Raw genomic sequence first — 23,471 nt, forward strand, 5'->3', positions numbered from 1 at the left:
AGGGAATCGCGATGCAGGTGGTCTATGGCGTGAACAGATCCTTTCTGTTCCCGGCTCTGCTGTCCGCATATTCCGCTGTCAAGAACGCCAGCAAACCGATCGTCGTGACGATCTTTGGCCAGGATTTTACAGCCGAAGACATTGCGACAGTAGAACAGGTGAATCGCTCCCTCGACCAGGGAACACTTTCGTATCAGAAATTCGATCTGGATCACCTGGCACGGTTCTCTGAGTACAAAACCAAATTCCCCGAAATCACTTTGCTGCCGTTGTTTCTGCCGCAACTGTGTGATGAACGATGTGTTTTTATTGATGCCGATACTTTGGTCGTGTCCGACATCTGGGAATTGTTGGACATGGACCTTGAAGGGCAGGCCTTTGCCGCTTGTGTGGATATGGGTTTGGCGACCCTGGGTGAAGGGCGGTTCCTGCGTCCATCCTTGCAGCACATGTTCAACCCCTCCCGAGAGCACAAGAAATCCCTGAGCCGGGTTACCAAAAGCATTCGATTGGGTTTCATCCCCGGCGAAAGGTACTTCAACGCGGGTATTTTGGTGATGGATTGCCCGGCCATTCGCGACAATCCAGAGCTTCGCGAATTGGGAAACTTCGAGAAGTTGATTCCCCACATCCACGATCTGCCGGAACAGGACAGGATGAACGAGCTTTTCTGTGGCCGGTGGTTCCGCCTTCCCATTCAATGGAACACCCGACCCCAGATCTGGTTTGATACTTTCAGCCCGAAGTTCCGGAATATGTCCGAGACGTTCCGTCGGCATCTGGTCGAGGCAAGCCAAACCCCAAAAATCTGGCACTATGTCGGCGGCAAGAAACCTTGGCGGGCACCGCCGATGTCACGGTTCCTGTTCCGCCGTTCCTATCGGGCCTACCAGACCTACATGAAACGCTTTGAAAAGGAGACGGGTTTGACATTCACCATGTAAGGCGACGCGACCTTACATGGCGGCAGCCAAACGCGTCCCCTGGTTGATCGCCCGTTTTGCGTCCAACTCGGCCGCAACGTCCGCGCCGCCGATCACATGCGGGGTGATGCCGCGTTCGATCAAAGCATCTGCAAGGCTGCGCTCGGGCACCTGACCGGAACACAGAACAATTGTATCCGCTGCAATCACTGTCGGGTCAGCGCGCTCTTCGCCAAAGCTGATATGCAGGCCGTCCTCATCAATGCGCTCATAGTTCACGCCGCCCACGAAACTGACGTCTTTCATCTTCAGCGTCGCGCGGTGAATCCATCCAGTTGTTTTGCCCAGACCCTTGCCATGCGCCTGTTTCTTGCGCTGCAGCAACGTGACCTGACGGGCCGGAGCCGCAGGTTGAGGACCCTCGGGTGCCAGGCCCGAGCGATGTTCACCCGGATCGGTCACACCCCATTCCTTCATCCACGCCGGGAGATCGGTGGTGGTGCTGTGGCCGTCCTCCAACAGGAACTCGGACACGTCAAAGCCAATACCGCCCGCGCCGATCACGGCCACGGATTTTCCAACCTCGGCCTTTTCGCGCAGCACGTCGATATAGCTGAGGACATTTTCGCGATCCTGCCCCGGTATCTGAGGATCACGCGGCGAGACTCCTGTGGCGATGACAACCTCGTCGAACCCGGTCAGGTCATCGGCGCCGACGTCCCGGTTCAGTTCCACCCTGACGCCCAGATCATCCATCATGGTGCGGTACCAATCGACCAGCCCCCAGAACTCTTCTTTTCCCGGCACCTGTTTTGCCATGTTCAGCTGGCCGCCAATCTCGGCAGCGCGGTCGAACAGGGTAACGTTGTGGCCGCGCTGGGCAGCGGTCATTGCGGTAGACAGACCCGCCGGTCCCGCTCCGACGATAGCAACGGTCTTTGGTGTTTCGGCTTTGCCAATGATCAATTCGGTTTCACTGCAGGCGCGCGGGTTGACCAGGCAGGATGTCAGCTTGCCGCTGAAGGTGTGATCCAGACAGGCCTGATTGCAGGCAATACAGGGCGCGATCTGTTCAGACCGACCGGCATTGGCCTTGTTGACGAAATCCGCATCGGCCAGCATCGGACGGGCCAGTGAGACCATGTCGGCGCAGCCGGTCGACAGGACCTCTTCTGCCACTTCAGGTGTGTTGATCCGGTTCGAGGTGATCACCGGGATGCCGACCTTGCCCATCAGCTTTTTCGTCACCCATGCAAAGGCCGCGCGGGGTACGCTGGTGGCGATCGTCGGAATCCGAGCCTCGTGCCATCCGATACCGGTGTTTATGATCGTGGCGCCGGCCCTTTCGATCTCTTGCGCCAGTTGCACGACCTCGTCATGGGTCGAGCCGTTGGGGATCAGATCAATCATCGACAGGCGGTAGATGATAATGAAATCGGTGCCGGTCGCCTCGCGCGTGCGGCGCACGACCTCGATGGGCAATCGCATCCGGTTCTCGTAGGACCCGCCCCAGCGGTCAGTGCGCTTGTTGGTATGCGTCACTAGGAACTGGTTCAGAAAATACCCCTCGGATCCCATGATCTCGACCCCGTCATAGCCCGCCTTCCGGGCCAGAACGGCGGCATTCACGATGTCGCTGATCTGCTTTTCGATCCCGTCCTCATCCAGCTCGTGCGGCGGAAAAGGCGAAATAGGGGATTTCACCGGGCTGGGGGCCACGCATTTCGGACCATACGCATAACGCCCCGCATGCAGGATCTGCATCGCGATCTTGCCGCCCGCCTCATGCACCCGTTTGGTGACGATAGAGTGGTTCGCTACTTCTGTGTCATTGGTCATCATCGATGCGCCTGGCAGCACCGAGCCTTCAAGGTTCGGGCCGATCCCGCCCGTCACCATCAGCGCCACACCACCGCGTGCCCGGTCGGCATAAAACTCGGCCACACGGTTCCAGTCACCGGTCTCTTCCAACCCGGTATGCATCGAGCCCATCAGAACGCGGTTGTTAAGCGTCGTGAAGCCCAGATCCAGCGGTGCCAGCATGTTTGGGTACGCAGTCATGGCGAACTCTCCCTCCCGAATTTGGGGTGTAGATTGACGTTCGCGTCACCTTTGTCACGCGAAACCTAACGTCATCCCCTTTGCGCCTGCCTTGGCGCTTGGTAGAGAGGGCCCGAAGCATTTTCACGAGGCTGCGCATGACCCCCGAAGAAATCGCCAAACTGCCCTATCGCCCTTGTGTCGGGCTGATGCTGATGAATGTTGAAGGCAAGATTTTTGTCGGCCAGCGCAATGACCGCCACAAAGAGGCCTGGCAGATGCCGCAAGGCGGCGTGGACAAGGGAGAAGACCCCCGCGACGCGGCGATGCGCGAGCTGTGGGAAGAGACCGGCGTGACCTCTGATCTGGTCGAATTCCTTGCCGAGACCGAGGGCTGGCTGTCCTATGACCTGCCCCATGACATCGTGCCGAAGATCTGGAAAGGCCGCTATCGCGGGCAAAAGCAGAAATGGTTCCTGATGCGTTTCCTCGGCCGGGATGACCAGATTGACATCAAGACCGAGCATCCCGAATTCACCCAATGGAAATGGCAGAAGCCCGAGCAGCTGACCGCCGAAATCGTTCCTTTCAAACGCGATGTGTACCTGCAGGTGACGGAGGCGTTTCGAGGGTATTTATTTGAAGTTTGACTTTTGGCCATATGGTCGAGTTTTGGCCGCTATGCGGACAAAGCAGACATTGACTAGTTAGACGAAGGCCTTTGTACTGGTCAAAACGATGAGGGATACTTTGACCGAGATAGTCCTAACAGATTTGCCTGACGTCGATGACCGCGAAGCCATTCGGGCATTCGCCGCAGATTTCAACGGCTATGAGTATTTTGGCTCGTTCCAAGCTTGTACCGCAGCCGCCAAAACAAGAGCCCGCGACAGCATCATTAGCCTTCGCAACGAACTCTTCTTCTCTTATCGTGCTTCAAATCATCAAGGTACCGACGACTTTGTTGAGACCTACGCTGAGCTATTACCGTATTTGCGTCGGCAGTTGGCAAAGTAGGGCACTTTGGGCTCAAAGCAGTCCTGCTGCACGCAGCAAGTCCAGCATGTTCGTTTCTGGTCTCGGGCCGATATGGCTGATCACCTCGCGGGCGCAGACATTGCCGATCCGGGCGCAGGTCTCATAGTCGCGGCCCGTGGCCATACCGAACAGGAAACCGGCGGCGAACTGATCGCCAGCACCCGTGGCATCCACCGGCACCACCTTTTCGACCGGCACATCGACCCGCTGCCCCTCGTGCAGAACTGTCACCCCATCCCCGGACCGTGTGCAGACGACCAGAGGGCAGATTGCGGCGGTTTTGGCCAGTGCTTCTTCCAGATCTCCCGTCTCGAACAGCGATTTGATTTCGGCCTCATTGCCGATCACAAAATCCAGCTCATTCTCGATCAGCAGCAGGAAATCCACACGGTGTCGTTCCACGCAGAACGGATCGGAAATGGCGATCCCCGCCTTGCCGCCACCCTTGTGGCAGTTCCGCGCCGCCTCAAGAAACGCGGCTTTGCCCTTTTCCTTGTCGAACAGATAGCCTTCGAGGAACATGATCTGGCTGCCGCCCGCAACCTCTGCCGGAACATCCTTGGAGGACAGCTCGGACGAAATCCCCAGATAGGTGTTCATTGATCGCTCGCCATCGGGTGAGACAAAAATCATCGACCGCGAGGTCGGCAGCTCTCCGCCCGGGACCGGCGGGTTGACGAAATCCACCCCATCTTCATTCATCGCATCCGCGTAGAACCGTCCCAATGCATCATCATGCACTCGCCCAATGAACGCGGCGTCCAGACCCAGCGCGCCCGCACCCGCGATTGTATTGGCGACCGAACCGCCCGGTGTCTGCACCCGGCTTTCCATCGAGGCATAGAGCAGCTCACCCCGCTCTTGCTCGATCAGCTGCATGATGCCTTTCTCGATGCCCATCAGTTCCAGAAAACTGTCATCGGCCTGGGAAATGACATCCACAACGGCATTTCCGATACCGGTGAGCTGGTAAGTCTTCATTGGGTTTTGTCCTCGAATTGACAGAGATCACGGATGATACAGGTCGGGCATTGCGGCTTGCGCGCCTTGCAGTGATAGCGCCCATGCAGGATCAGCCAGTGATGCGCATGGAGTTGAAAGTCGGCTGGGATATTGTCTTCGATGGCGCGTTCGACGGCGTCTACGTCTTTGCCGGGGCAAATACCGGTGCGATTGCCGACGCGGAAGATATGTGTATCCACCGCTTGTGCCGGTTGCCGCCACCACATGTTCAGCACCACATTGGCGGTCTTGCGCCCGACACCGGGCAAAGATTGCAGCGCGGCGCGGGAATTGGGCACCTCGCCACCATAGTCTTCGACCAGAATACGGCTCAGCTTGATCACGTTCTTTGCCTTCTGGCGAAACAGTCCGATGGTCTTGATGTGTTGGATCAGACCTTCTTCACCCAGATCCAGCATCTTTTGCGGCGTATCAGCGATCTTGAACAGCGCGCGCGTGGCCTTGTTGACGCCCGCATCGGTCGCCTGCGCCGAAAGCGCCACGGCGACGACCAGAGTATAGACGTTCACATGCTCCAACTCGCCCTTGGGTTCGGGGTCGGCGTCCTGAAAACGCGTAAATATCTCGCGGATCGTATGGTAGTCGAGTTGCTTTGCCATGGCGCGACGGTATGCACGGTTTTTGAGACAGGGCAACCCGATGTTGAAATCACTTCACGGGCGAGAATCTGCCCACCCGCCGCCAAAGCTGCCCGAAGCCCCGGCATCTATGATATGATAAGTCTGCGCATATTTCATTTTTTAGCGCCGTTTTTGACCGCTTTTGCGGAGAATTTTTATTGTTTTGAAAGGAATAACCATGGCCGATTCAGAGCTCGCCCAGAAAATGCAACGCCGTTACCGGTCTGTCGAACTGGCCCATCAAGGGGACGAGGACCTTGGCCCTCTGATGCTTTTGCCCGGCGTATGGAAGAACGCCGAGCGTACGCAAGGGCGCGGCTGGAACATGATCGCTCTGCCTTTCGCAACCGAACCGGACAGCCGGATCAACTATCGGTTGCTGGTCAACCAGTTTGAAGAAACCCTGCAATTCACCACGGTGGACAAGGCCGTGCCGAACCGGGGCATTCAGCGGCCCAATCCGGCCACGGGTGATCCCACCATCAATACCGATCAGTTTGTCGTGACATTGGACTATCAGCAATCCATCGCCCAACTGGTGGCTGAGGATCGCCCTGAAAGTGGCCTGGCCGGGCCAGCAGACCTTGCCATCCATCATGAGCCCGGGTTGTTCCTGCATATGACCAATTTCACCACCGATGATCTGGATGTGGCGCGTCTTGGCACGGTTCCACATGGGGATTCCCTGTTGGGGCTGGGTCAGTCAGCGATCATTGACGGGCCGCCTTCGATTCCAGCGGTTGATGGTCTACCGGAGGGTGCGACCAAGGACCTCGACAGTGGATATCTGTCGCCCTATCGCCACTATCACGACAACCCGTTCATGGGGAATCTCGCCCCGCCATTTCCCGGATTTGATCCCGTACACCCCCAACTTCTGTTGGAGGCCGGAATGCCGGGCAACGTGAAGCGGACAACCGTGCTGCCTTTCAACACTCAGCTTCAGGACGCAGGCATCGTCAATATCCCCTTCATCGTTCAACAGGCCAATGCAGCTGTGATGGATTCGATCTTCTGGATCCTCGAGCTGGATGAACCGGGCATCGGGAGCGAGCCGAAACTGATGTTGATGTATTTGCAGAATGTCGGGCTGGATTTCTTCCCCCGGTTCGACGGTCTACCCGGCCTGATCCGCTGGCCGCATGTCAGCATCAACCTGATGGAAAAGGTCGCGCCGCCTGAGGAGGCGAACCCTTACACCATCATTCCTGCGGTTTGACGGTGTAGTTAGCGCAAGAAACGGGTCGCACTCTTTTGCGGATCGGCTAGATTCAGTTTAGCAAAGGAGTGTGACCATGAACGTCCAGACCCCCGAAAGCGGATACCACTACAACGTCATGCGTCGCGCGATCGATCTGATCGATCAGGGTGGCGAAGCGCTTGGGCTTGAAGATCTGTCGCGTCAGATGGACATGAGCCCGGCCCATTTCCAACGTCTGTTTTCGCGATGGACCGGCGTGTCACCGAAGCGATACCAGCAGTATCTGACGCTGGGCCATGCAAAGGCGTTGCTGCGTGAGCGGTTCACGACGCTGGAAACTGCGCACAATGTGGGCCTGTCCGGCAGTGGCCGTCTGCATGATCTGTTTCTGAAGTGGGAATCGATGAGCCCCGGTGAGTATGCGCGCAAGGGTGCTGGGCTGACGATCTATTGGGGCTGGTTCGAATGCCCCTTTGGCCCCGCGCTGGTCATGGGCACCGACAAGGGTATCTGTGGCATCGCCTTTGGTGCCGAGACCGGCGAAGAACACGCGATGGAAGACATGATCTCGCGCTGGCCCAAAGCTGCGTTCATCGAAGATCCGATGCGGTTGCGCCCTTGGGTTCTGAGTGCCTTTGGCGTTGCCAGCGACAAACTTGAACCAACGCCGCTGTACCTGATCGGTTCACCCCTGCAGATCAAAGTCTGGGAGGCGTTGATGCATATTCCATCGGGTCAGGTCACCACCTATTCCGAGATTGCGCAGCGTGTAGGGTCCCCTCAGGCGGTGCGCGCGGTTGGTACCGCGGTCGGGCGCAACCCGGTCAGTTGGTTGATCCCCTGTCATAGGGCCTTACGCAAATCCGGCGGCTTGGGTGGTTATCACTGGGGCCTGCCGGTCAAACGCGCCATGCTGGCCTATGAGGCGGCGCAGGCCGACGCCTGATTGACAGAACGACCCGAGGCTGCCAAAAGGCGCGGCAGGTTCGGGTCCCCTGCCGTTCGCGGCCTTCTGGCTTTGGTGAAACCCGGTTGATATCACATCTGTTGCCCTTTCCCGGCGCGCGGATGGCAATGCGAACCCCGTCCAGATTTCGCGCCCGTTTCAGGAAACGAGGCACAGTATGACATTGCCAAAAGATATCGCTCCGGTAGAGGAGTTGAAAGAGCAGGCCAAACGCTTGCGAAAACGGCTGCACGATATCGGCGTTCAGCTCTCCCACAGCAAAGCGCTTGAACTGTTGGCGCATCAGCACGGGTTCCGCGACTGGAATACGTTGCACGCAAGGGCGGGCAACCGCCTGCACCTGCGCGTGGGCGATCGGGTCGAGGGTCGCTATCTCGGTCAACATTTCACGGCCGAAATTCGGGGCCTCACGGTATTGGGTGACGGGGCGCATCGACGGGTGACTCTGCAGTTCGATATACCCGTGGATGTGGTGCGCTTCGACAGCTTTTCGGCCTTTCGCCAGCGCGTCACCGGAGTGATCGGCTGGGATGGCCGCTCAACCCGTCACACTTCAGATGGCGCGCCGCAGCTCGTGGTTCGGCCTGTCTGAAAGACAAAGCGAGGCACCCTTGGGGTGCCTCACATTTTAATAGCAGAAAACCGGGGCTACTCGGCAGCCCAGCCGCCAACAGCCTTCACTTCCAGGAAGTCTTCCAACCCCCAGATGCCGCCTTCGCGCCCATTGCCGGATTGCTTCATCCCGCCAAACGGGGACCCGGCGCTGCGCGACTGGCCGTTCATCTCAACCATACCTGACCGCAACACGCGCGCCATACGGTTGGCCCGCGCCCCGTCCTGAGTCTGGACATAGTTGGTCAGGCCATAAGGTGTGTCATTGGCGATCTCGATGGCCTCTTCTTCAGTATCGAAAGGGATCATGGTCAGGACCGGGCCAAAAATCTCCTCGCGCGCGATGGTCATCTGATTGTTGGCATCGGCAAAGACCGTCGGGCGCACATAATAGCCCTTGTTCAGACCTTCTGGCCGTCCGGTGCCGCCGGCAACCAGACGCGCGCCTTCGTCGATCCCTTTCTGGATCAGGTCCTGAATCTTGGTCCACTGCAGCTCGTTCACCACCGGGCCGATGTGGCGTCCTTCTTGCAACGCGGGGCCAACCGAAACCGTATTGGCGACCTCGGCGGCAGTCTCAACCGCCTGATCATAGACCGGTCGCTGCACCAGCATGCGGCTGGGCGCATTGCAGCTTTGGCCGGTGTTGTTCATCATGTGCAGAACGCCGCGTTTGACAGCCTTTTCATCCGCATCTGCGAAGACCACGTTTGCACCTTTGCCGCCCAGCTCAAGATGAACCTTTTTCAGTGTATCGGCGGCGCTTTTGGAAATTGCCGTGCCCGCACGGGTCGATCCGGTGAAGCTGATCATATCCACATCCGGGTGGGCAGAAAGGTGCGAGCCCACGCCCACGCCGTCACCGTTCACCAGATTGAAAACGCCGGGTGGGAAGCCGGCCTCATCCATCAACTCGGCAAAGATCATTGCGTTCAGCGGGCTCTGTTCCGAAGGTTTCAGCACCATCGTGCAGCCCGCAATTGCTGCGGCCCCTACCTTGAGCGTGACCTGGTTCATCGGCCAGTTCCATGGCGTGATCAAACCGGTGACGCCCACGGCCTCGTAGATGATCCGGTCATTGGGGGCGTGATCGCCCAGTGGGCGTTCGAACTGAAAGGCTTTGGCCGCGCCAACGAAGTTCTTCAGGTGATAGATACCGGCACCGGATTGCTGTGTGCGCGCCATATCGATCGGGGCACCCATCTCAAGTGACATGGCCTGCGCCAGATCTTCCGAGCGGGTCATGTAGATTTCGGCCAGTTTTTCGACCAATGCGATGCGTTCTTCGACCGGAGTTGCCATCCAGCCGGGCAGCGCGGCTTTTGCGGCGGCAACGGCGGCATCCGTATCCGCCTGAGACCCAAGGGAAATAACCGCGCAGGGGTCTTCGGTGGAGGGATTTATTACCTCGAAATCGCGGGCCTCCGACGGGGCAACCCACTGGCCGTTGATGTAGAAATTGCGTTTTTCGATCATGGCGAATCCTCCGGGCCGTGATGTCCGAAACTGGTGTTTCGGCACACTCTGTCACCCACCCCAGTGCGCGGCAAGAGGAGAATTTGATCAAACCCATCCCAAGAATATCACAGAAAATGAGCCTGCCGGATTTGCGGATGGTTTAACTCTGGCGCAAAGTGTTTAGGTTCACAGCAATCGACTCGGTTAGTAACCAAAAAAGGAGATGCACCATGGGTTTGCGCATCAACGATACGGTCCCGAATTTCACCGCAGAAACGGATCAGGGCACCATTCAGTTCCACGACTGGATTGGTGACAGCTGGGCGATCCTGTTCTCGCACCCCAAGGACTTTACCCCGGTCTGCACAACCGAGTTTTCGGCTGTGGCCCAGTTGAACGATGAGTGGGCGTCGCGCAATACCAAGGTGATCGGTGTTTCGGTCGATGGGGTCGAGGACCACAGGAAATGGAAAAAAGACATCGAGGAATATGGCAAGGCCAATCCGGGCTTTCCGATCATTGCCGATGACGGTCTGGCCGTGTCGAAAGCGTTCGACATGCTGCCTGCCGAAGCTTACCTGCCCGATGGCCGCACACCGGCCGACAGCGCCACGGTGCGCTCGGTCTTTATCATCGGGCCGGACAAGCAGCTGAAGCTGTCGATGACCTATCCGATGACCGTGGGCCGCAACTTTGCGGAAATCCTGCGCGCGCTGGACGGGTTGCAGATGTCGGCCAAGGGCGTGGCGACACCTGCGAATTGGGTGCCGGGGGAAGATGTGATCATCCCGCCGACCGTGTCGAACGAAGATGCCAAGGCGAAGTTTGGCGAGTTTGAAACGATCTTCCCGTATTTGCGCAAGACCAAGGCACCGTCGTAAGGCGGATGCCGGGTCAGGGGGGCTGTCTGCCCCCCATCGCGCCTTTTGGCGCGATTCCCCCCGAGGATATTGTTAGCCAGATGAAGCAGGTGCGCCTTGTGGGCGCAGATGCAGCTGTGCCCGATAAGTCGCGCGTTTGAATTCTCGGGAAAGCTTGTCGGTGAGGGGCGGTTTTGTCTGGATGGTCGAGCCGCCGATCTCTCTGGCCACTTCCTGATTGCCACTGCCCAACAGTGAATGGATCGGCTGACCTGTGAGCCAATGCATTTGCAGGAATGTATCCACAGGGCGGTCGATTTGATCTGTCGCGGCGAGCAGGCGTTTGGCGGCGTTGCGCCCCACCATCTGACAGACGCATTGCAGGCCGATGATCTTGGGCAGGATCAGACGCAGGTCGCCCTGTTCTGCAAGGGTGCTGACGGCCACTTCGCGCTGTTTCACGGGTATGCGGATGTAGTGATCGGGGGTTGCGATGGGGCGCACCATCCCGAGCGCCTCGGCCATGATCTTGGGATCCACGCGTAGATCATCCTCGGCGATGATGGCAAGGTCGATCTCTTCCTCCACCAGTTTTTGCCAAAGGCGACGATGGCTTTGGAAAACCCCGATTTCTGCAGGGCGAAGAGTAAAAGGGTAGTGGGGTTTGTGCAAAGTGCCGGGATGCAGGCTGACATCCGCAATCTGTTCCGGATCCCGCCCGTTTACCGCTTCGAACAGCTCGGCATTTGGCAGGTCCTGACCCAGTTGGCCAGCATTGGCGCGACGCGCCGTGCTTGCGGACATATGAATGATGAAGGAGCGCATGCCCCGTGCATAGAACAGGTGGACATAGGGGGGAAGCGAAACCGGTGACAAACGTGCGTTCATTGCGGTCAAAAGGTCTCGCCAGGGCCGAAATTGACGTCGAATGCTGTGGGTGCGTCGAAGGGTTTTTGGTCTCAGGCGGTCGACTTAAGTGGCCTTGAACAACAAAGCCGGCAGATTGCTAGTCCTAGTTTTAGGACCGTTCCGTCAGGGGGGCTGACAGCAGTTCCTCGACAAAGAAACTGAGCAGTTGCAGCCGACCTGAAACGCCCGACTTGCGGTAGACGGCGGCGCTTTGGGCTTTGATTGTTCCTTCCTTGGTGTGTCGCAGTTCAGCGATCTCGGAAATCGAAAAACCCTTGAGAGAGAGCATTGCAACGTCGCGCTCGGCTTTGCTGAGCTTCCACTCGTCAAACTGGGTGTCTATGATTTCGGCAAACGCACCCTGCGCCACGCCAAGCTGGCGCTGGATGTCATGGATGCGCTGGGTCTGGGTACGGATCAGAGAAACCGTTGCGACCAAACCACCCAAAAGTGCCAGAGAGAGCAAAAGCTCAAAACTGTGCAAGTATCGGAAGCCGGCGTTTTCGCCCCCGGTCCAATCCAGCAGGGCGTCTGTCAGGAAAAAGGTGGCGCAGAGGGCCTGCACCACCAACAAGAGCCACAACAAAGACGTTTGCGATATCTTCATGACGCTCCTTCGGGGTTGTGCGGTCAGTCGTCATCCTCTTCAAGTTCAATGGCAGTCACGGTGCCATTGGCTTTGTTCAGGACCAGTTCAGTTTCCACGCCATCCTTGCTGAGTTCAACCTCGATCTCATCATCTTCGATCTCGATCTCTTCAACCACATAGCCCTGCGCTTCCAGCGCTGCGCGGATAACAGTCTCTTCCGTTCCCAGCGTCTCGCCCAGCCCGACATTGGCCAAAGCCAGAACCGGTGCGGTTGCAATCAATCCGGCGAGGGCAAGAATTTTCAGGTTTTCCATATCGCATCTCCTGTTTGTGCGTTTCGATGCGATGGAGTTGGGAAGATGGCCGCGTTGTTTCGATTGGGTTTTGGTTGAAATGGGTGCAATTGGACCAAGGTTTATGTGGTCTATCAGGCCTTTTCAAAGTCACAAAGACAGGGGTTTGAGGGCCTCGCGGCACAAAAAAAGGCCCCGGCGGATCACCGGGGCCTTGATCACTTGAATAAAGAGCAGCTTATTCTGCGTCTTCTTTCTTGTCTTTCTTCTCGGGTACGACCTCTTCGCCGGTTTCCTGATCGACCACTTTCATCGACAGGCGTACCTTGCCGCGGTCGTCAAAGCCCAGCAGCTTGACCTTTACTTCCTGACCTTCCTTCAGAACATCCGAAGGGTGGTTCAGGCGGCGGTTTTCGATCTGGGACACGTGGACCAGACCGTCGCGCTTGCCAAAGAAGTTCACGAAAGCACCGAAGTCGACGATCTTGACCACTTTACCGGTGTAGATCTGACCTTCTTCGGGCTCAGCGACGATCGAGTGGATCATCTCATAGGCCTTCTTGATCGATTCCCCATCGGGCGAGGCGATCTTGATCACGCCGTCGTCGTTGATGTCGACCTTGGCGCCCGACACTTCGACGATTTCACGGATGACCTTGCCGCCGGAACCGATCACTTCACGAATCTTGTCGGTCGGAATGTTCATGGTTTCGATGCGCGGCGCGTGGACCGAGAAATCATTGGTCTCGGACAGGGCTTTGCCCATTTCACCCAGGATGTGCATCCGGCCGTCCTTGGCTTGTGCCAGGGCTTTCTCCATGATCTCGGGCGTGATGCCCGCGACCTTGATGTCCATCTGCAGCGAGGTGATGCCGTTTTCGGTACCTGCAACCTTGAAGTCCATGTCGCCCAGGTGATCTTCGTCACCCAGAATGTCGGACAGGATCGCGTAATCGCCATCATCTTCCAGGATCAGACCCATGGCCACACCGGCAACCGGTGCTTTCAGCGGAACGCCCGCATCCATCATCGACAGCGAACCACCGCAGACCGACGCCATCGAGGATGAGCCATTGGATTCGGTGATCTCGGACACGATGCGGATCGTGTAGGGGAAGTCGGTTGCCGCAGGCAGAACCGCCTGCAACGCGCGCCATGCCAGTTTGCCGTGACCGATCTCGCGACGGCCCGGAGGGCCCACGCGACCCGCTTCACCAACCGAATACGGAGGGAAGTTGTAATGCAGCAGGAAGTTCGATTTGAAGTTGCCGTGCAAGGCGTCGATGAACTGCTCATCATCACCGGTGCCCAGCGTGGTCACCGCCAGCGCCTGTGTTTCGCCACGGGTGAACAGGGCCGAGCCGTGTGTTCGCGGCAGCATCGAAGTTTCCGCAACGATCGAACGGATATCGGTGGTCGAGCGACCGTCGATCCGCTTGCCGCCTTTGACGACGTCGCCGCGCAGGATGCCTGCTTCCAGCTTTTTCATCGCCGAGCCAAGGTTCGCGTCTTCCAGCTGTTCCTCGGTCAAGGCTTCTTTGATCGCGTCGCGGGCAGCGGCAACAGCGGCGGTGCGCTCTTGCTTGTCGGTGATCGCGAAGGCTGCGCGCATCTGCTCTTCACCAGCGGCCTTAATGGCAGCGTAGAGGTCCGAGTAGTCCGGCGCCTGGAAATCGAACGGCTCTTTCGCGGCTTCTTCGGCCAGCGAGATGATCAGGTCGATGACGGGCTGAATCTGTGCATGGGCAAAATTCACCGCGCCCAGCATTTCGTCTTCGGACAACTCGTAAGCTTCGGATTCAACCATCATCACGGCGTCTTTGGTACCGGCAACGACCAGATCCAGACGCTGTTCAGGGTTCAGGCGCAGGTCCTGCATGTCGTCTACGGTCGGGTTCAGGATGTATTCGCCATCTTCGAAACCAACGCGGCAACCGGCGATCGGGCCCATGAACGGCGCGCCAGAAATGGTCAGCGCGGCAGAGGCTGCGATCATCGCGACGATGTCGGGATCGTTGACCAGATCGTGGGACAGCACGGTGCACATCACCAGAACTTCGTTCTTGAAACCGTCAACAAACAGCGGGCGGATCGGGCGGTCGATCAGACGCGCGGTCAGCGTCTCTTTCTCGGTCGGGCGCGCCTCGCGCTTGAAGAAGCCACCCGGAACCTTACCGGCGGCATAGTATTTTTCTTGGTAGTGTACGGTCAGCGGAAAAAAGTCCTGACCGGGTTTTTGTTGCTTGGCAAAGGTCACGTTCGCCATGACGCTGGTCTCACCCAGCGTGGCAATCACGCTGCCGTCAGCCTGACGGGCAACCTTGCCGGTTTCCAGTGTCAGCGTCTCTTCGCCCCACTGAACTGATTTCTTTGTTACATCAAACATATGCGTATCCTAGAAGGGAGCACTCCCGCCCCTGCGGGTCTCCCGTTTTGCATGGCGGCCCCATTGCCGCCGACCCCACTTTATCTTCCATTCGAGTGCCGGGGTCAGGGCACAACGTCTCAGATACCGCGCGCATACAGGAGAATGCGCGCAAAGAAAAGAGCAACCGGACAGACTGGGCAAGGTGCCGCCCTGCCGGTATCGTGATCAATGGTGCAGGAATGGACCTGCCAAATTGTGCTGAACCGCCTATATGTTTCCCAGCGACGTGTGATGGTGAAGGTCATGGCCTCGTTTTTGCAGTATTTGATTGTGTTGGGGGTTGCCGTTTGGGGTGTGACCGCATCGGCCACGCCGACCTTGTTGCGCTGGTCCGATTTACCTGACCCGTCGGCGCAGGAATTCGATGACCCTTTTCGCGATCTCAGCGCCGAGCAATTTGACGATTTTCTGTTTGCTGTCCGTTTGCGTGGGCGCTTGCAGCAGGATATCGGAAGCCCGCAGGAGCGGCAGAAATGGCAAGACCTGCTGACAGAAACCGAAGAGGCTTTGGTCGCGGACCAGATTGATGTTGACTGGCTATTGTCCCAGCGCGAAATCGTCAGCCAACGTCGTCAGGTCGCCGCTTCGGCCGGCAATCCCGCGGTTGAGGATCAGATCGTCACACTGGAGGGGTTTGCGCTGCCCGCGCCACCGGATGAAACAGGGCGGGCAGTGGTTTATCTGGTGCCTGCACCCGGCATGTGCAGCCATCTGCCGCCCCCGCCGCCGAACCAGATGATCCGTGTGCTGCTGACCGGGGATTGGACTCCGGGCTACAATCACGAACCAGTGCGGCTGACCGGCAAATTGTCCATCGCCCCAACGCATTACGACATGCATGTTGTGGATGGTCTGGTGCCTATGCACGCCACATTCCAGTTGGATGCCGAGACTGCCGAGCCTCTGGACGATGATCCGCAAAGCCGAGCAAACATTCAAACCCTGGCCGATCGTCTGCGCGCTGCTGTCCACCGCAAAACTGGCGGCGCAGACCTGCAGGACTGATGTCAAAGCCGCCCTATCAAATTCATAAATTTGAATGATTTTGTGAAAATATGATGCCCGTGTAACCTGTTACCACTGACACCCGCGGTCGAAGAGACGGGAGCACGCCAAGGGGGTAACAATCTCACATCCGTCAGCCGACCGAATACCTTGGCGTTTGCACCCAGCAGACAGAGGGGCACTCGAATGGCTCAAACTAAGAAAATGCTGGATCCGGATCCACGGATTTACGATTTCGAAACCGAATACGAACTGGGACAGGATAATGTCCGACCGTTCGGTCTTGATATCCACAATCCGGTCTTCCTGATCTCAAGTATCCTGATCTTTGCGTTCGTTTTGATCGCATTGGCCAATCAAGAGGCGGCGGCTTCGTTCTTCGGATGGCTACGGCCTTGGCTGACCAGCACGTTTGACTGGTTTCTGGTCATGTCCGTCAACGCGATTACCCTGTTTTGCCTCGTATTGATCGTGCTGCCGGTTGGCAGTGTTCGGATCGGCGGCAAAGATGCCAAGCCTGACTATTCCTATGCCGGATGGATTGCGATGATGTTCGCCGCCGGTATTGGTATCGGTCTGCTGTTTTTCGGTGTGATGGAGCCGGTCTACTACAACTTTGCCGAGGGCGGAAACGCCGTGCCGTTGGGGATCGACATTGCGGTTCCGGGCAATGAATACGCTGGCATTGTTGGCACGATCCACCATTGGGGTCTTGAAGGCTGGGCGGTGTACGCCGCCGTGGGTCTGAGCCTTGCGATCTTTGCCTATAATCTGGACCTTCCGCTGACTCTGCGGTCGGCTTTCTACCCGATCCTGGGCGAACGTGTCTGGGGCTGGTGGGGTCACATCATCGACACGCTTGCGGTGTTCGCCACACTGTTCGGCCTGACCACTTCGCTGGGTCTGGGCGCACAACAGGTTGCGGCTGGCCTGAACGAAGTGTTCGGCATTGAACCCAGCCCGACCGTGGTTGTTCTGCTGATCATCGGTATCACGCTGATCGCGCTGGGCTCGGTCCTGATGGGTATGGATGCGGGCGTCAAACGGCTGAGCGAGATCAACATGATCATGGCCGTGGGCCTGTTTATCTTTGTGATCGTCGTCACCGGTGTTGGAACCGCCATCGCGCGGTATTTCAATGTCATGGTGGATTACGTGACGCACCTACCGGCCTTGTCCAACCCGTTCGGGCGCGAGGATACCAGCTATTTCCACGGCTGGACGACCTTCTACTGGGCCTGGTGGATCGCGTGGTCGCCCTTTGTGGGCATGTTCATCGCCCGTATCTCCAAGGGCCGTACGGTGCGTGAGTTCATTCTCTGCGCGCTTCTGGCCCCCACCGCCGTCTGCGCGCTGTGGATGTCGACCTTTGGCGGTGCCGCCATCGACATGCTGAACGCAGGCGGAGCCGAAGGCGTTCGCGCCACGGTGATCGACAGCTACGCTCCTGAAGGTGCGTTGTTCGGCTTCCTCAAGGAACTGCCGCTTTACAGCATCGTTGCCCCGATCTCGCTGGTTCTGATCGTGATCTTCTTTGTCACCTCGTCGGACTCGGGTTCGCTGGTGATTGATACGATCACGGCAGGCGGCAAGATGGACGCGCCGGTTGTGCAGCGCGTGTTCTGGTGCACGCTTGAGGGTCTGGTTGCTATCGCATTGTTGCTTGGGGGCGGGTTGTCCGCGCTCCAGGGTGCTGCGGTGTCGACGGGTATACCGTTTACGCTGGTGGTATTGATGATGTGCTACTGCCTGTGGCTGGCGCTGAAATCAGAGAAGGCCAAGATGTAGTTCTGGCTCTGCGGAAACGCCTGCAAATCTGGCAGGCGTTTCCGACACGCACGGCGCATCGGGACGTGCAGCTGACCTTTGCGCCCGACCTTTCAACACAGCCAACAGATCCGGCGCTGACGCAAGGAGTCAGTCATGTCCGATCCCTATTCAAACCTTGCCGCGCAGGATGCGGACATACAGAAGCGTATCGCAGATGCGATGGAGGCGCGCTGCCTTGAACCGGCGCAGGTCGATATCCGACGCAGGTATCTGGAACCGATTGACCTGCCATCCGGTGCGTTTGCCGTAGAGCTGGGCTCTGGCACAGGTCATGTGACCCAGGAGCTTTTGACCCATACCGGTGCCGAGCGCGCCCTTGGGGTGGAACCCTCGCCGGTCATGATTGAACGGGCCCGAAAAAGCTTTGATGGTCTCGGTCAGCTCAGCTTTGAAGTCGGAGATGCAAAACGGACGGGCTTGCAGGACAACACGGTCGACCTTGTGCTTGCGCATACGCTTTTGTGCCATGTTCCCGATCCGCAGGATGTGATCACCGAGGTGTTTCGTATTCTGAAACCGGGCGGGGTCTTTGCGATTTGTGATGGCGACTACGACACCGCGACAACGCAGATCGGCAACTATGATCCTTTGGATCAGCTTGTTCGTTTCATGATCAATCAGAATGTGACCAACCTGTGGATCATGCGTCAGATTACCGAGATGCTGACAGTCGCAGGGTTCCAGCTCGGTCAACGCCAAGGCCATGGATATGTAGCCGAGGGGGAAGCCACATACTTTCTTACAGTCATAGACCGGGGCGCGGACCGTATGGTCGAGACAGGTTTGTTGGCACGCGCAACAGCAGACGCCCTGAAAGCCGAGGCAAAATTGCGCGTCAAAGCCAAAAAGTTTTTTGGCTACATGTCGTATGTCAGTCAGATTGCATACAAACCCGCCGCAGCCATGTGAACGGCTGAAGACTTGCCGCGTCACAAAACTCGATCCGCACTCCGCATCGGTGGATGCCAGCTATCCGAGTCGCGGCGGGAAATCGGGATTGTACTGAGCAGGGCGCATAGCGGGACCGTTCCCCTTTGAACCGCGCCACCCAATCACGGGCGAACAATAGCAAAGAGACCTGTGGGTATCCTTGCATTGACGATCCGGTCGGCGCATATCCAGAGAGCTTGAAGTGATTGAGGTTTCTCATGCGTCGTTGGATTTTGTTAGCCGTTTCGGTTGCCCTTGCGTCTACTGCCGGTGCCGAAACCCGTGTACCGCAATCCCAAGCCGAGATTTCGCTGGGATTTGCGCCCGTGGTGAAACAGGCGTCGCCTGCGGTCGTGAACATTTATGCCAAGATCGTCCGTCAGGGGCGGGCGCGGCCTTTGTTCACGGACCCCTTCTTTCAGGACTTTTTCGGGCGTGGTTTCGGAGAACCGCAACAGCGGGTTCAGAACTCGTTGGGATCGGGAGTAATTTTATCGGAAAACGGCTATGTGGTGTCAAACTATCACGTGGTCGGTTCGGCGACTGAAATTCGCGTGGTCACGACGGACCGGCGGGAGTTTTCTGCGCAAGTGGTGCTTGGCAATGAGGAAAGCGATATCGCGATCTTGCGTCTGGACGAGGCGCAAGGGTTGCCGTTTCTCAGTTTGCGCGACTCGGATCATGTCGAAGTTGGAGAGCTTGCACTGGCAATTGGTAATCCTTTCGGGATCGGTCAGACGGTTTCGTCGGGTATCATTTCGGGGCTGGCTCGGACCGGGACGGCAACAGGAAATGCGCGCGGGTACTTCATTCAGACCGACGCCGCGATCAACCCGGGGAACTCGGGCGGGGCGTTGATCGATGTGAATGGTGATCTGATCGGGATCAACACGTCGATCCTGACCCGGTCGGGCGGATCGAACGGGATCGGCTTTGCCATTCCGGCCAATCTGGTGGCAGAGTTCCTGCGTCAGGCGCAGGCAGGAAATGACACATTCGTCAGCCCTTGGGCGGGCATGGCAGGCCAACACATGAGCGCAGACATAGCCGAGTCCCTGGGTTTGGCTATTCCTCTGGGTGTGGTGATTTCAGATTTGCACGCGCTCAGCCCGTTGGCCGATGCGGGTCTCAGGGTTGGGGACGTCGTAACGCATGTGGATGGGGATGAAGTCAACTCGCCCGCCGAAATGAAGTTTCGCATGTCTGTTGCAGGTGTGGGCGGAACGTCAGTTCTGACCCGTTTGCGCGGAGACCAGAAGGACGACATTGAAGTCGCCTTGATCAAGGCGCCTGAAACGCCGGCTGCCGACGAAACGACCCTGGATGACCGCACCGTATTGCCCGAGCTAACGGTTTCAGGCGTCAACCCTTCGGTGATCACAAAACTTGGCCTGCTCTTGTCGCAGACCGGCGTGGTTGTCGTCGATCCCGGACCCTATGGCGCGCGCGCCGGTCTGCGGGTTGGGGATGTATTCCTGAGTATCAACGGTTCCGATATCCAACACCCGCGCGACGTGGCGCGCGCGCTGACAGATCCGGGCCGCCGGGTGCAGATGACGCTTCAGCGCGGTGGCCGCTCTGTGTCTTTGCGATTCAGGTTGTAAGCATGAGTGACCTGTTCGACACAGACGCGACCGAGCCCGCACCCTCGCCGCATCGCCCCTTGGCGGATCGGCTGAGACCTCGGACGCTGGCCGAGGTGATCGGTCAGGAACAGGTGCTGGGTCCAGATGCGCCATTGGGTGTCATGCTTGCCTCTGGCAGCCTCTCCAGCCTGATCTTCTGGGGACCTCCCGGTGTTGGAAAGACAACGATTGCGCGCTTGCTGGCACAGGAAACCGATCTGCATTTTGTGCAGATCAGCGCGATTTTCACTGGTGTGCCGGATCTGAAAAAAGTGTTCGAGGCCGCAAAGATACGGCGTCAGAACGGACAAGGCACGCTGCTTTTCGTGGACGAGATACACCGCTTCAACAAGGCCCAGCAGGATGGATTTCTGCCCCATATGGAGGATGGCACCATTCTTCTGGTGGGCGCGACGACCGAGAACCCCTCATTCGAATTGAACGCAGCTGTCCTGAGCCGATCTCAGGTTCTGGTGCTGGAGCGGTTGGGCCTTGGCGATCTGGAACACCTGACACAGAGAGCCGAAAAAGAGCTGGACAGAACCTTGCCATTGACAGCCTCCGCGCGCGCTGCGCTGCACCAGATGGCGGATGGCGACGGGCGCGCGCTGCTGAACCTGATCGAACAAGTGGTCGCGTGGAAGGTGGACGCAGCGCTGGACCCGGATGCGTTGGCGACGCGGCTGATGCGCCGTGCGGCGAAATACGACAAGTCCGGCGATGAGCATTACAACCTGATTTCGGCTTTGCATAAATCGGTGCGCGGCTCGGACCCGGATGCGGCGCTTTATTGGTTTGCCCGGATGCTGACCGGGGGGGAAGACCCGCGCTATCTGGCCCGCCGCATCACCCGAATGGCGGTCGAGGATATCGGGCTGGCCGATCCGCAGGCACAGGCGATCTGCCTGCAATCGTGGGAGACCTACGAACGATTGGGTTCACCCGAAGGGGAATTGGCGTTGGCACAGGCGCTGGTCTATCTGGCGCTGGCCCCGAAGTCGAACGGGGCTTATGTGGGCTACAAGGCCGCGATGCGCCTGGCCAAGCAGTCCGGCAGTGAGCCACCACCCAAGCACATCCTGAACGCGCCCACGTCACTGATGAAGGATCAGGGCTATGGCGCGGGCTACGCCTATGATCACGACGCCGAGGATGGGTTTTCAGGGCAGAACTACTTTCCGGAAACGATGCCGCGGCCTGTGCTCTACCAGCCGGTCGAACGCGGGTTCGAGCGCGAGTTGAAAAAGCGGTTGGACTATTTTGCCAAACTGCGCACGCAGCGCAACGGGTAGCGGACCGATCCTTGACTCTTGCCCCGTTGCAGGTCACAGACGCGCATGTTTTCTAGGGCAATGGCAATAGCACAATCCGGGCGGTCAAACTGCGCGGTGCAAGGGGCAATGGCATGAGTGGCGTGCAGATGATTTCGGTCGCAGAAGGTGATGGCGATCAGCGGGTAGACCGCTGGCTGCGCCGTCTGTTTCCGCATGTCAGCCAGGGGCGCATCGAAAAGATGTGTCGCAAAGGTGAGCTGCGTGTGGATGGCAGCCGCGCCAAGGCCTCGACCCGGCTGGAGGTGGGACAGGTCGTCCGCGTACCACCGTTGCCCGATGCGGATCACAAACCGGCCGAGGTGAAACGGCGCGTGTCCGAGGCGGATGCCAAGATGATCCAATCCTGCGTGATATACCGTGACGATCACGTTCTGGCGCTGAACAAGCCGCACGGCCTGCCCGTACAAGGCGGCAGCGGGCAGACGCGCCACGTGGACAACCTGTCCGAGGCATTGCGTTTCGATCATGACGAAAATCCGCGTTTGGTCCACCGTCTGGACAAGGACACGTCCGGCGTACTGCTGATGGCCCGCACCCGCGAGGCCGCAAAGGGGCTGACGGCCGCATTCCGTCACCGCGACACGCGCAAGATTTACTGGGCCTTGGTGGCTGGTGTACCGACGCCTTATCTCGGTGAGATAAAGACCGGACTGGTCAAGGCCGCAGGGCATGGCACGCAAGGCGAAGGCGAGAAGATGATCCCTGTGCATATGGGCGACATCGACAGCACGCCGGGGGCGAAACGGGCCCATACGCTCTATGCAACGCTATACCGTGTCGCAGGTCGCGCCGCTTGGGTGGCGATGGAGCCTGTCACGGGCCGCACCCATCAGTTGCGCGCGCATATGGCTGCCATTGGACATCCAATCATCGGGGATGGGAAATACGGCGGATCGGGTCAGGAAAACCTCGGCGATGGTTGGGGGGCGCAACTGGGCGGGATCATCAGCAAAAATCTGCACCTGCATGCGCGGCGTCTGTCTTTCAAGCATCCGATGACCGGAAAATCGATCAGCATCCAAGCGCCCCTGCCCGAACATATGAAACACAGCTGGGACACCTTCGGCTGGACCGAAGATCTTGCCGCTGACGATCCGTTTGAGGCGCTGCAATGAGCGCACCCTTGCGGTTGGTCCTGTTCGACGTCGACGGTACGCTGGTCGACAGCCAGGGCAGCATAGTTCATTCGATGACGACCAGTTTTCACGCCGCTTCGGTCGCGGTTCCAAGCCGTGACGATATCCTGTCGATTGTCGGTCTGTCGCTGCCCCACGCGATCGAACGATTGGCTCCGGATCAGCCTGTCGGGGTTCAGGCGGACTTGGTCGATGGCTATAAACAGGCGTACCATGCACACCGGTTGGAAGTTGGGGCAGCCAGTTCTCCGCTCTACCCGGGGGCGCTTGAGGCGCTTGAAGCGCTTCATGCAGTTCCCGAAATCCTGCTGGGCGTTGCCACAGGCAAATCGCAACGCGGTTTGGATGCTTTGATCGAAGCGCATGCGCTGGAGCGCTATTTCGTGACCCGGCAGGTGGCCGACCATCACCCGTCAAAGCCCCATCCCTCGATGGTTCATACGGCGTTGGCGGAAACCGGCGTCGATGCCGCGCATGCGGTCATGATCGGCGATACCAGTTTTGACATGGATATGGCGGCTGCCGCTGGCGTCGCCGGGATCGGCGTGTCCTGGGGCTATCACGCATCCGAAACACTGACTGCCGCAGCCTGTGTGATCGAGACATTCGACCAGCTGCCGGATGCGCTGACCACTCTTTGGGACTGAATA

At 58.4% G+C, this 23,471-nt stretch carries 22 protein-coding genes; 14 read left to right on the top strand and 8 right to left on the bottom strand.

The features are described from left to right. Nucleotides 1–11: 11 nt before the first annotated feature. On the top strand, nt 12–944 hold the full coding sequence (locus ACR0L4_RS18435; protein ID WP_480514523.1) for a glycosyltransferase family 8 protein: 933 nt from the start codon (nt 12–14) through the stop codon (nt 942–944). A gap of 12 nt (nt 945–956) precedes the next feature. Here the strand turns inward: ACR0L4_RS18435 and ACR0L4_RS18440 are convergent, their stop codons facing one another. Next, on the bottom strand, nt 957–2,984 hold the full coding sequence (locus tag ACR0L4_RS18440) for a 2,4-dienoyl-CoA reductase FMN-binding domain-containing protein (RefSeq protein ID WP_480514524.1): 2,028 nt from the start codon (nt 2,982–2,984) through the stop codon (nt 957–959). A 137-nt stretch (nt 2,985–3,121) separates the two neighbouring features. On the opposite strand from ACR0L4_RS18440, the gene ACR0L4_RS18445 reads away from it, so the two are divergent. Continuing rightward, nucleotides 3,122–3,613 (top strand): RNA pyrophosphohydrolase, encoded by a 492-nt coding sequence (locus ACR0L4_RS18445; RefSeq protein WP_480514525.1) that lies wholly within the window; start codon nt 3,122–3,124, stop codon nt 3,611–3,613. 100 nt (nt 3,614–3,713) lie between these two features. After that, nucleotides 3,714–3,980, top strand: a complete 267-nt coding sequence (locus ACR0L4_RS18450) for a hypothetical protein (RefSeq protein WP_480514527.1) — start codon at nt 3,714–3,716, stop codon at nt 3,978–3,980. A gap of 12 nt (nt 3,981–3,992) precedes the next feature. Here the strand turns inward: ACR0L4_RS18450 and ACR0L4_RS18455 are convergent, their stop codons facing one another. Together ACR0L4_RS18455 and nth are read right to left on the bottom strand one after the other, a co-directional pair. After that, nucleotides 3,993–4,982 carry an adenosine kinase gene (locus ACR0L4_RS18455; RefSeq protein WP_480514528.1) on the bottom strand — a complete coding sequence of 330 codons (990 nt, stop codon included), beginning with the start codon at nt 4,980–4,982 and terminating at the stop codon, nt 3,993–3,995. Next, nucleotides 4,979–5,623, bottom strand: coding sequence for an endonuclease III (nth, locus tag ACR0L4_RS18460; protein ID WP_480514529.1), 645 nt, complete (start codon nt 5,621–5,623; stop codon nt 4,979–4,981). The genes ACR0L4_RS18455 and nth overlap by 4 nt, the downstream gene beginning before the upstream one ends. Nucleotides 5,624–5,822: 199 nt before the next feature. On the opposite strand from nth, the gene ACR0L4_RS18465 reads away from it, so the two are divergent. From ACR0L4_RS18465 to ACR0L4_RS18475, 3 genes are all read left to right on the top strand, one after another. Next, nucleotides 5,823–6,863 carry a heme-binding protein gene (locus ACR0L4_RS18465; RefSeq protein ID WP_170751830.1) on the top strand — a complete coding sequence of 347 codons (1,041 nt, stop codon included), beginning with the start codon at nt 5,823–5,825 and terminating at the stop codon, nt 6,861–6,863. Between the two features lie 76 nt (nt 6,864–6,939). Next, entirely contained in the window at nt 6,940–7,791 is an 852-nt protein-coding gene (locus ACR0L4_RS18470) for a methylated-DNA--[protein]-cysteine S-methyltransferase (protein WP_480514531.1), read from the top strand. 178 nt (nt 7,792–7,969) lie between these two features. Further along, nucleotides 7,970–8,404: a glyoxalase superfamily protein gene (locus ACR0L4_RS18475; RefSeq protein WP_480514532.1), complete on the top strand. Its 435-nt coding sequence runs from the start codon at nt 7,970–7,972 to the stop codon at nt 8,402–8,404. Nucleotides 8,405–8,460: 56 nt separating this feature from the next. On the opposite strand, the gene ACR0L4_RS18480 is transcribed toward ACR0L4_RS18475, so the two are convergent. After that, nucleotides 8,461–9,900, bottom strand: coding sequence for an aldehyde dehydrogenase family protein (locus ACR0L4_RS18480; RefSeq protein ID WP_480514533.1), 1,440 nt, complete (start codon nt 9,898–9,900; stop codon nt 8,461–8,463). A gap of 212 nt (nt 9,901–10,112) precedes the next feature. On the opposite strand from ACR0L4_RS18480, the gene ACR0L4_RS18485 reads away from it, so the two are divergent. Continuing rightward, nucleotides 10,113–10,763 (top strand): peroxiredoxin, encoded by a 651-nt coding sequence (locus ACR0L4_RS18485; RefSeq protein WP_480514534.1) that lies wholly within the window; start codon nt 10,113–10,115, stop codon nt 10,761–10,763. Between the two features lie 72 nt (nt 10,764–10,835). Here ACR0L4_RS18485 and ACR0L4_RS18490 read toward each other — a convergent pair whose 3' ends face one another. The 4 genes from ACR0L4_RS18490 to pnp form a co-directional block, all read right to left on the bottom strand. Beyond that, nucleotides 10,836–11,630, bottom strand: a complete 795-nt coding sequence (locus ACR0L4_RS18490) for a glycosyltransferase family 25 protein (protein ID WP_480514597.1) — start codon at nt 11,628–11,630, stop codon at nt 10,836–10,838. Between the two features lie 130 nt (nt 11,631–11,760). Next, nucleotides 11,761–12,258, bottom strand: coding sequence for a helix-turn-helix domain-containing protein (locus ACR0L4_RS18495; protein ID WP_170751821.1), 498 nt, complete (start codon nt 12,256–12,258; stop codon nt 11,761–11,763). A gap of 23 nt (nt 12,259–12,281) precedes the next feature. Next, complete coding sequence (locus tag ACR0L4_RS18500) at nt 12,282–12,554, bottom strand: PepSY domain-containing protein (RefSeq protein ID WP_480514536.1); 273 nt, start codon at nt 12,552–12,554, stop codon at nt 12,282–12,284. A gap of 217 nt (nt 12,555–12,771) precedes the next feature. Further along, complete coding sequence (gene pnp, locus ACR0L4_RS18505; protein WP_480514537.1) at nt 12,772–14,919, bottom strand: polyribonucleotide nucleotidyltransferase; 2,148 nt, start codon at nt 14,917–14,919, stop codon at nt 12,772–12,774. A gap of 285 nt (nt 14,920–15,204) precedes the next feature. On the opposite strand from pnp, the gene ACR0L4_RS18510 reads away from it, so the two are divergent. The 7 genes from ACR0L4_RS18510 (at nt 15,205) to ACR0L4_RS18540 (ending at nt 23,468) form a co-directional block, all read left to right on the top strand. After that, nucleotides 15,205–15,966, top strand: a complete 762-nt coding sequence (locus tag ACR0L4_RS18510) for a DUF3299 domain-containing protein (protein ID WP_480514538.1) — start codon at nt 15,205–15,207, stop codon at nt 15,964–15,966. A 186-nt stretch (nt 15,967–16,152) separates the two neighbouring features. Continuing rightward, a complete protein-coding gene (locus ACR0L4_RS18515) occupies nt 16,153–17,754 on the top strand; it encodes a BCCT family transporter (protein WP_170751812.1) in 1,602 nt (533 codons plus the stop codon). Between the two features lie 135 nt (nt 17,755–17,889). Continuing rightward, nucleotides 17,890–18,705, top strand: a complete 816-nt coding sequence (locus ACR0L4_RS18520; RefSeq protein ID WP_480514540.1) for a methyltransferase domain-containing protein — start codon at nt 17,890–17,892, stop codon at nt 18,703–18,705. Between the two features lie 239 nt (nt 18,706–18,944). Beyond that, nucleotides 18,945–20,330, top strand: a complete 1,386-nt coding sequence (locus ACR0L4_RS18525) for a trypsin-like peptidase domain-containing protein (protein ID WP_480514541.1) — start codon at nt 18,945–18,947, stop codon at nt 20,328–20,330. 2 nt (nt 20,331–20,332) lie between these two features. Continuing rightward, nucleotides 20,333–21,643, top strand: coding sequence for a replication-associated recombination protein A (locus ACR0L4_RS18530; RefSeq protein WP_480514542.1), 1,311 nt, complete (start codon nt 20,333–20,335; stop codon nt 21,641–21,643). Nucleotides 21,644–21,756: 113 nt separating this feature from the next. Further along, complete coding sequence (locus ACR0L4_RS18535) at nt 21,757–22,800, top strand: RluA family pseudouridine synthase (RefSeq protein WP_480514543.1); 1,044 nt, start codon at nt 21,757–21,759, stop codon at nt 22,798–22,800. Beyond that, entirely contained in the window at nt 22,797–23,468 is a 672-nt protein-coding gene (locus ACR0L4_RS18540) for an HAD-IA family hydrolase (protein ID WP_480514544.1), read from the top strand. Before ACR0L4_RS18535 ends, ACR0L4_RS18540 begins: the two co-directional genes overlap by 4 nt. The last annotated feature ends 3 nt before the right edge of the window (nt 23,469–23,471 follow it).

Source organism: Ruegeria sp. AB5, assembly GCF_056542645.1.

What these genes read in the sequence shown, in the direction of transcription:
- ACR0L4_RS18495 (WP_170751821.1), bottom strand. Translation starts at nt 12,258, where the DNA reads ATGAAGATATCGCAAACGTCTTTGTTGTGGCTCTTGTTGGTGGTGCAG.
- ACR0L4_RS18480 (WP_480514533.1), bottom strand. Translation starts at nt 9,900, where the DNA reads ATGATCGAAAAACGCAATTTCTACATCAACGGCCAGTGGGTTGCCCCG.
- ACR0L4_RS18455 (WP_480514528.1), bottom strand. Translation starts at nt 4,982, where the DNA reads ATGAAGACTTACCAGCTCACCGGTATCGGAAATGCCGTTGTGGATGTC.
- nth (WP_480514529.1), bottom strand. Translation starts at nt 5,623, where the DNA reads ATGGCAAAGCAACTCGACTACCATACGATCCGCGAGATATTTACGCGT.
- ACR0L4_RS18440 (WP_480514524.1), bottom strand. Translation starts at nt 2,984, where the DNA reads ATGACTGCGTACCCAAACATGCTGGCACCGCTGGATCTGGGCTTCACG.
- pnp (WP_480514537.1), bottom strand. Translation starts at nt 14,919, where the DNA reads ATGTTTGATGTAACAAAGAAATCAGTTCAGTGGGGCGAAGAGACGCTG.
- ACR0L4_RS18465 (WP_170751830.1), top strand. Translation starts at nt 5,823, where the DNA reads ATGGCCGATTCAGAGCTCGCCCAGAAAATGCAACGCCGTTACCGGTCT.
- ACR0L4_RS18485 (WP_480514534.1), top strand. Translation starts at nt 10,113, where the DNA reads ATGGGTTTGCGCATCAACGATACGGTCCCGAATTTCACCGCAGAAACG.
- ACR0L4_RS18525 (WP_480514541.1), top strand. Translation starts at nt 18,945, where the DNA reads ATGCGTCGTTGGATTTTGTTAGCCGTTTCGGTTGCCCTTGCGTCTACT.
- ACR0L4_RS18520 (WP_480514540.1), top strand. Translation starts at nt 17,890, where the DNA reads ATGTCCGATCCCTATTCAAACCTTGCCGCGCAGGATGCGGACATACAG.
- ACR0L4_RS18490 (WP_480514597.1), bottom strand. Translation starts at nt 11,630, where the DNA reads ATGAACGCACGTTTGTCACCGGTTTCGCTTCCCCCCTATGTCCACCTG.
- ACR0L4_RS18500 (WP_480514536.1), bottom strand. Translation starts at nt 12,554, where the DNA reads ATGGAAAACCTGAAAATTCTTGCCCTCGCCGGATTGATTGCAACCGCA.
- ACR0L4_RS18515 (WP_170751812.1), top strand. Translation starts at nt 16,153, where the DNA reads ATGGCTCAAACTAAGAAAATGCTGGATCCGGATCCACGGATTTACGAT.
- ACR0L4_RS18540 (WP_480514544.1), top strand. Translation starts at nt 22,797, where the DNA reads ATGAGCGCACCCTTGCGGTTGGTCCTGTTCGACGTCGACGGTACGCTG.
- ACR0L4_RS18510 (WP_480514538.1), top strand. Translation starts at nt 15,205, where the DNA reads ATGGCCTCGTTTTTGCAGTATTTGATTGTGTTGGGGGTTGCCGTTTGG.
- ACR0L4_RS18445 (WP_480514525.1), top strand. Translation starts at nt 3,122, where the DNA reads ATGACCCCCGAAGAAATCGCCAAACTGCCCTATCGCCCTTGTGTCGGG.
- ACR0L4_RS18530 (WP_480514542.1), top strand. Translation starts at nt 20,333, where the DNA reads ATGAGTGACCTGTTCGACACAGACGCGACCGAGCCCGCACCCTCGCCG.
- ACR0L4_RS18475 (WP_480514532.1), top strand. Translation starts at nt 7,970, where the DNA reads ATGACATTGCCAAAAGATATCGCTCCGGTAGAGGAGTTGAAAGAGCAG.
- ACR0L4_RS18535 (WP_480514543.1), top strand. Translation starts at nt 21,757, where the DNA reads ATGAGTGGCGTGCAGATGATTTCGGTCGCAGAAGGTGATGGCGATCAG.
- ACR0L4_RS18470 (WP_480514531.1), top strand. Translation starts at nt 6,940, where the DNA reads ATGAACGTCCAGACCCCCGAAAGCGGATACCACTACAACGTCATGCGT.
- ACR0L4_RS18435 (WP_480514523.1), top strand. Translation starts at nt 12, where the DNA reads ATGCAGGTGGTCTATGGCGTGAACAGATCCTTTCTGTTCCCGGCTCTG.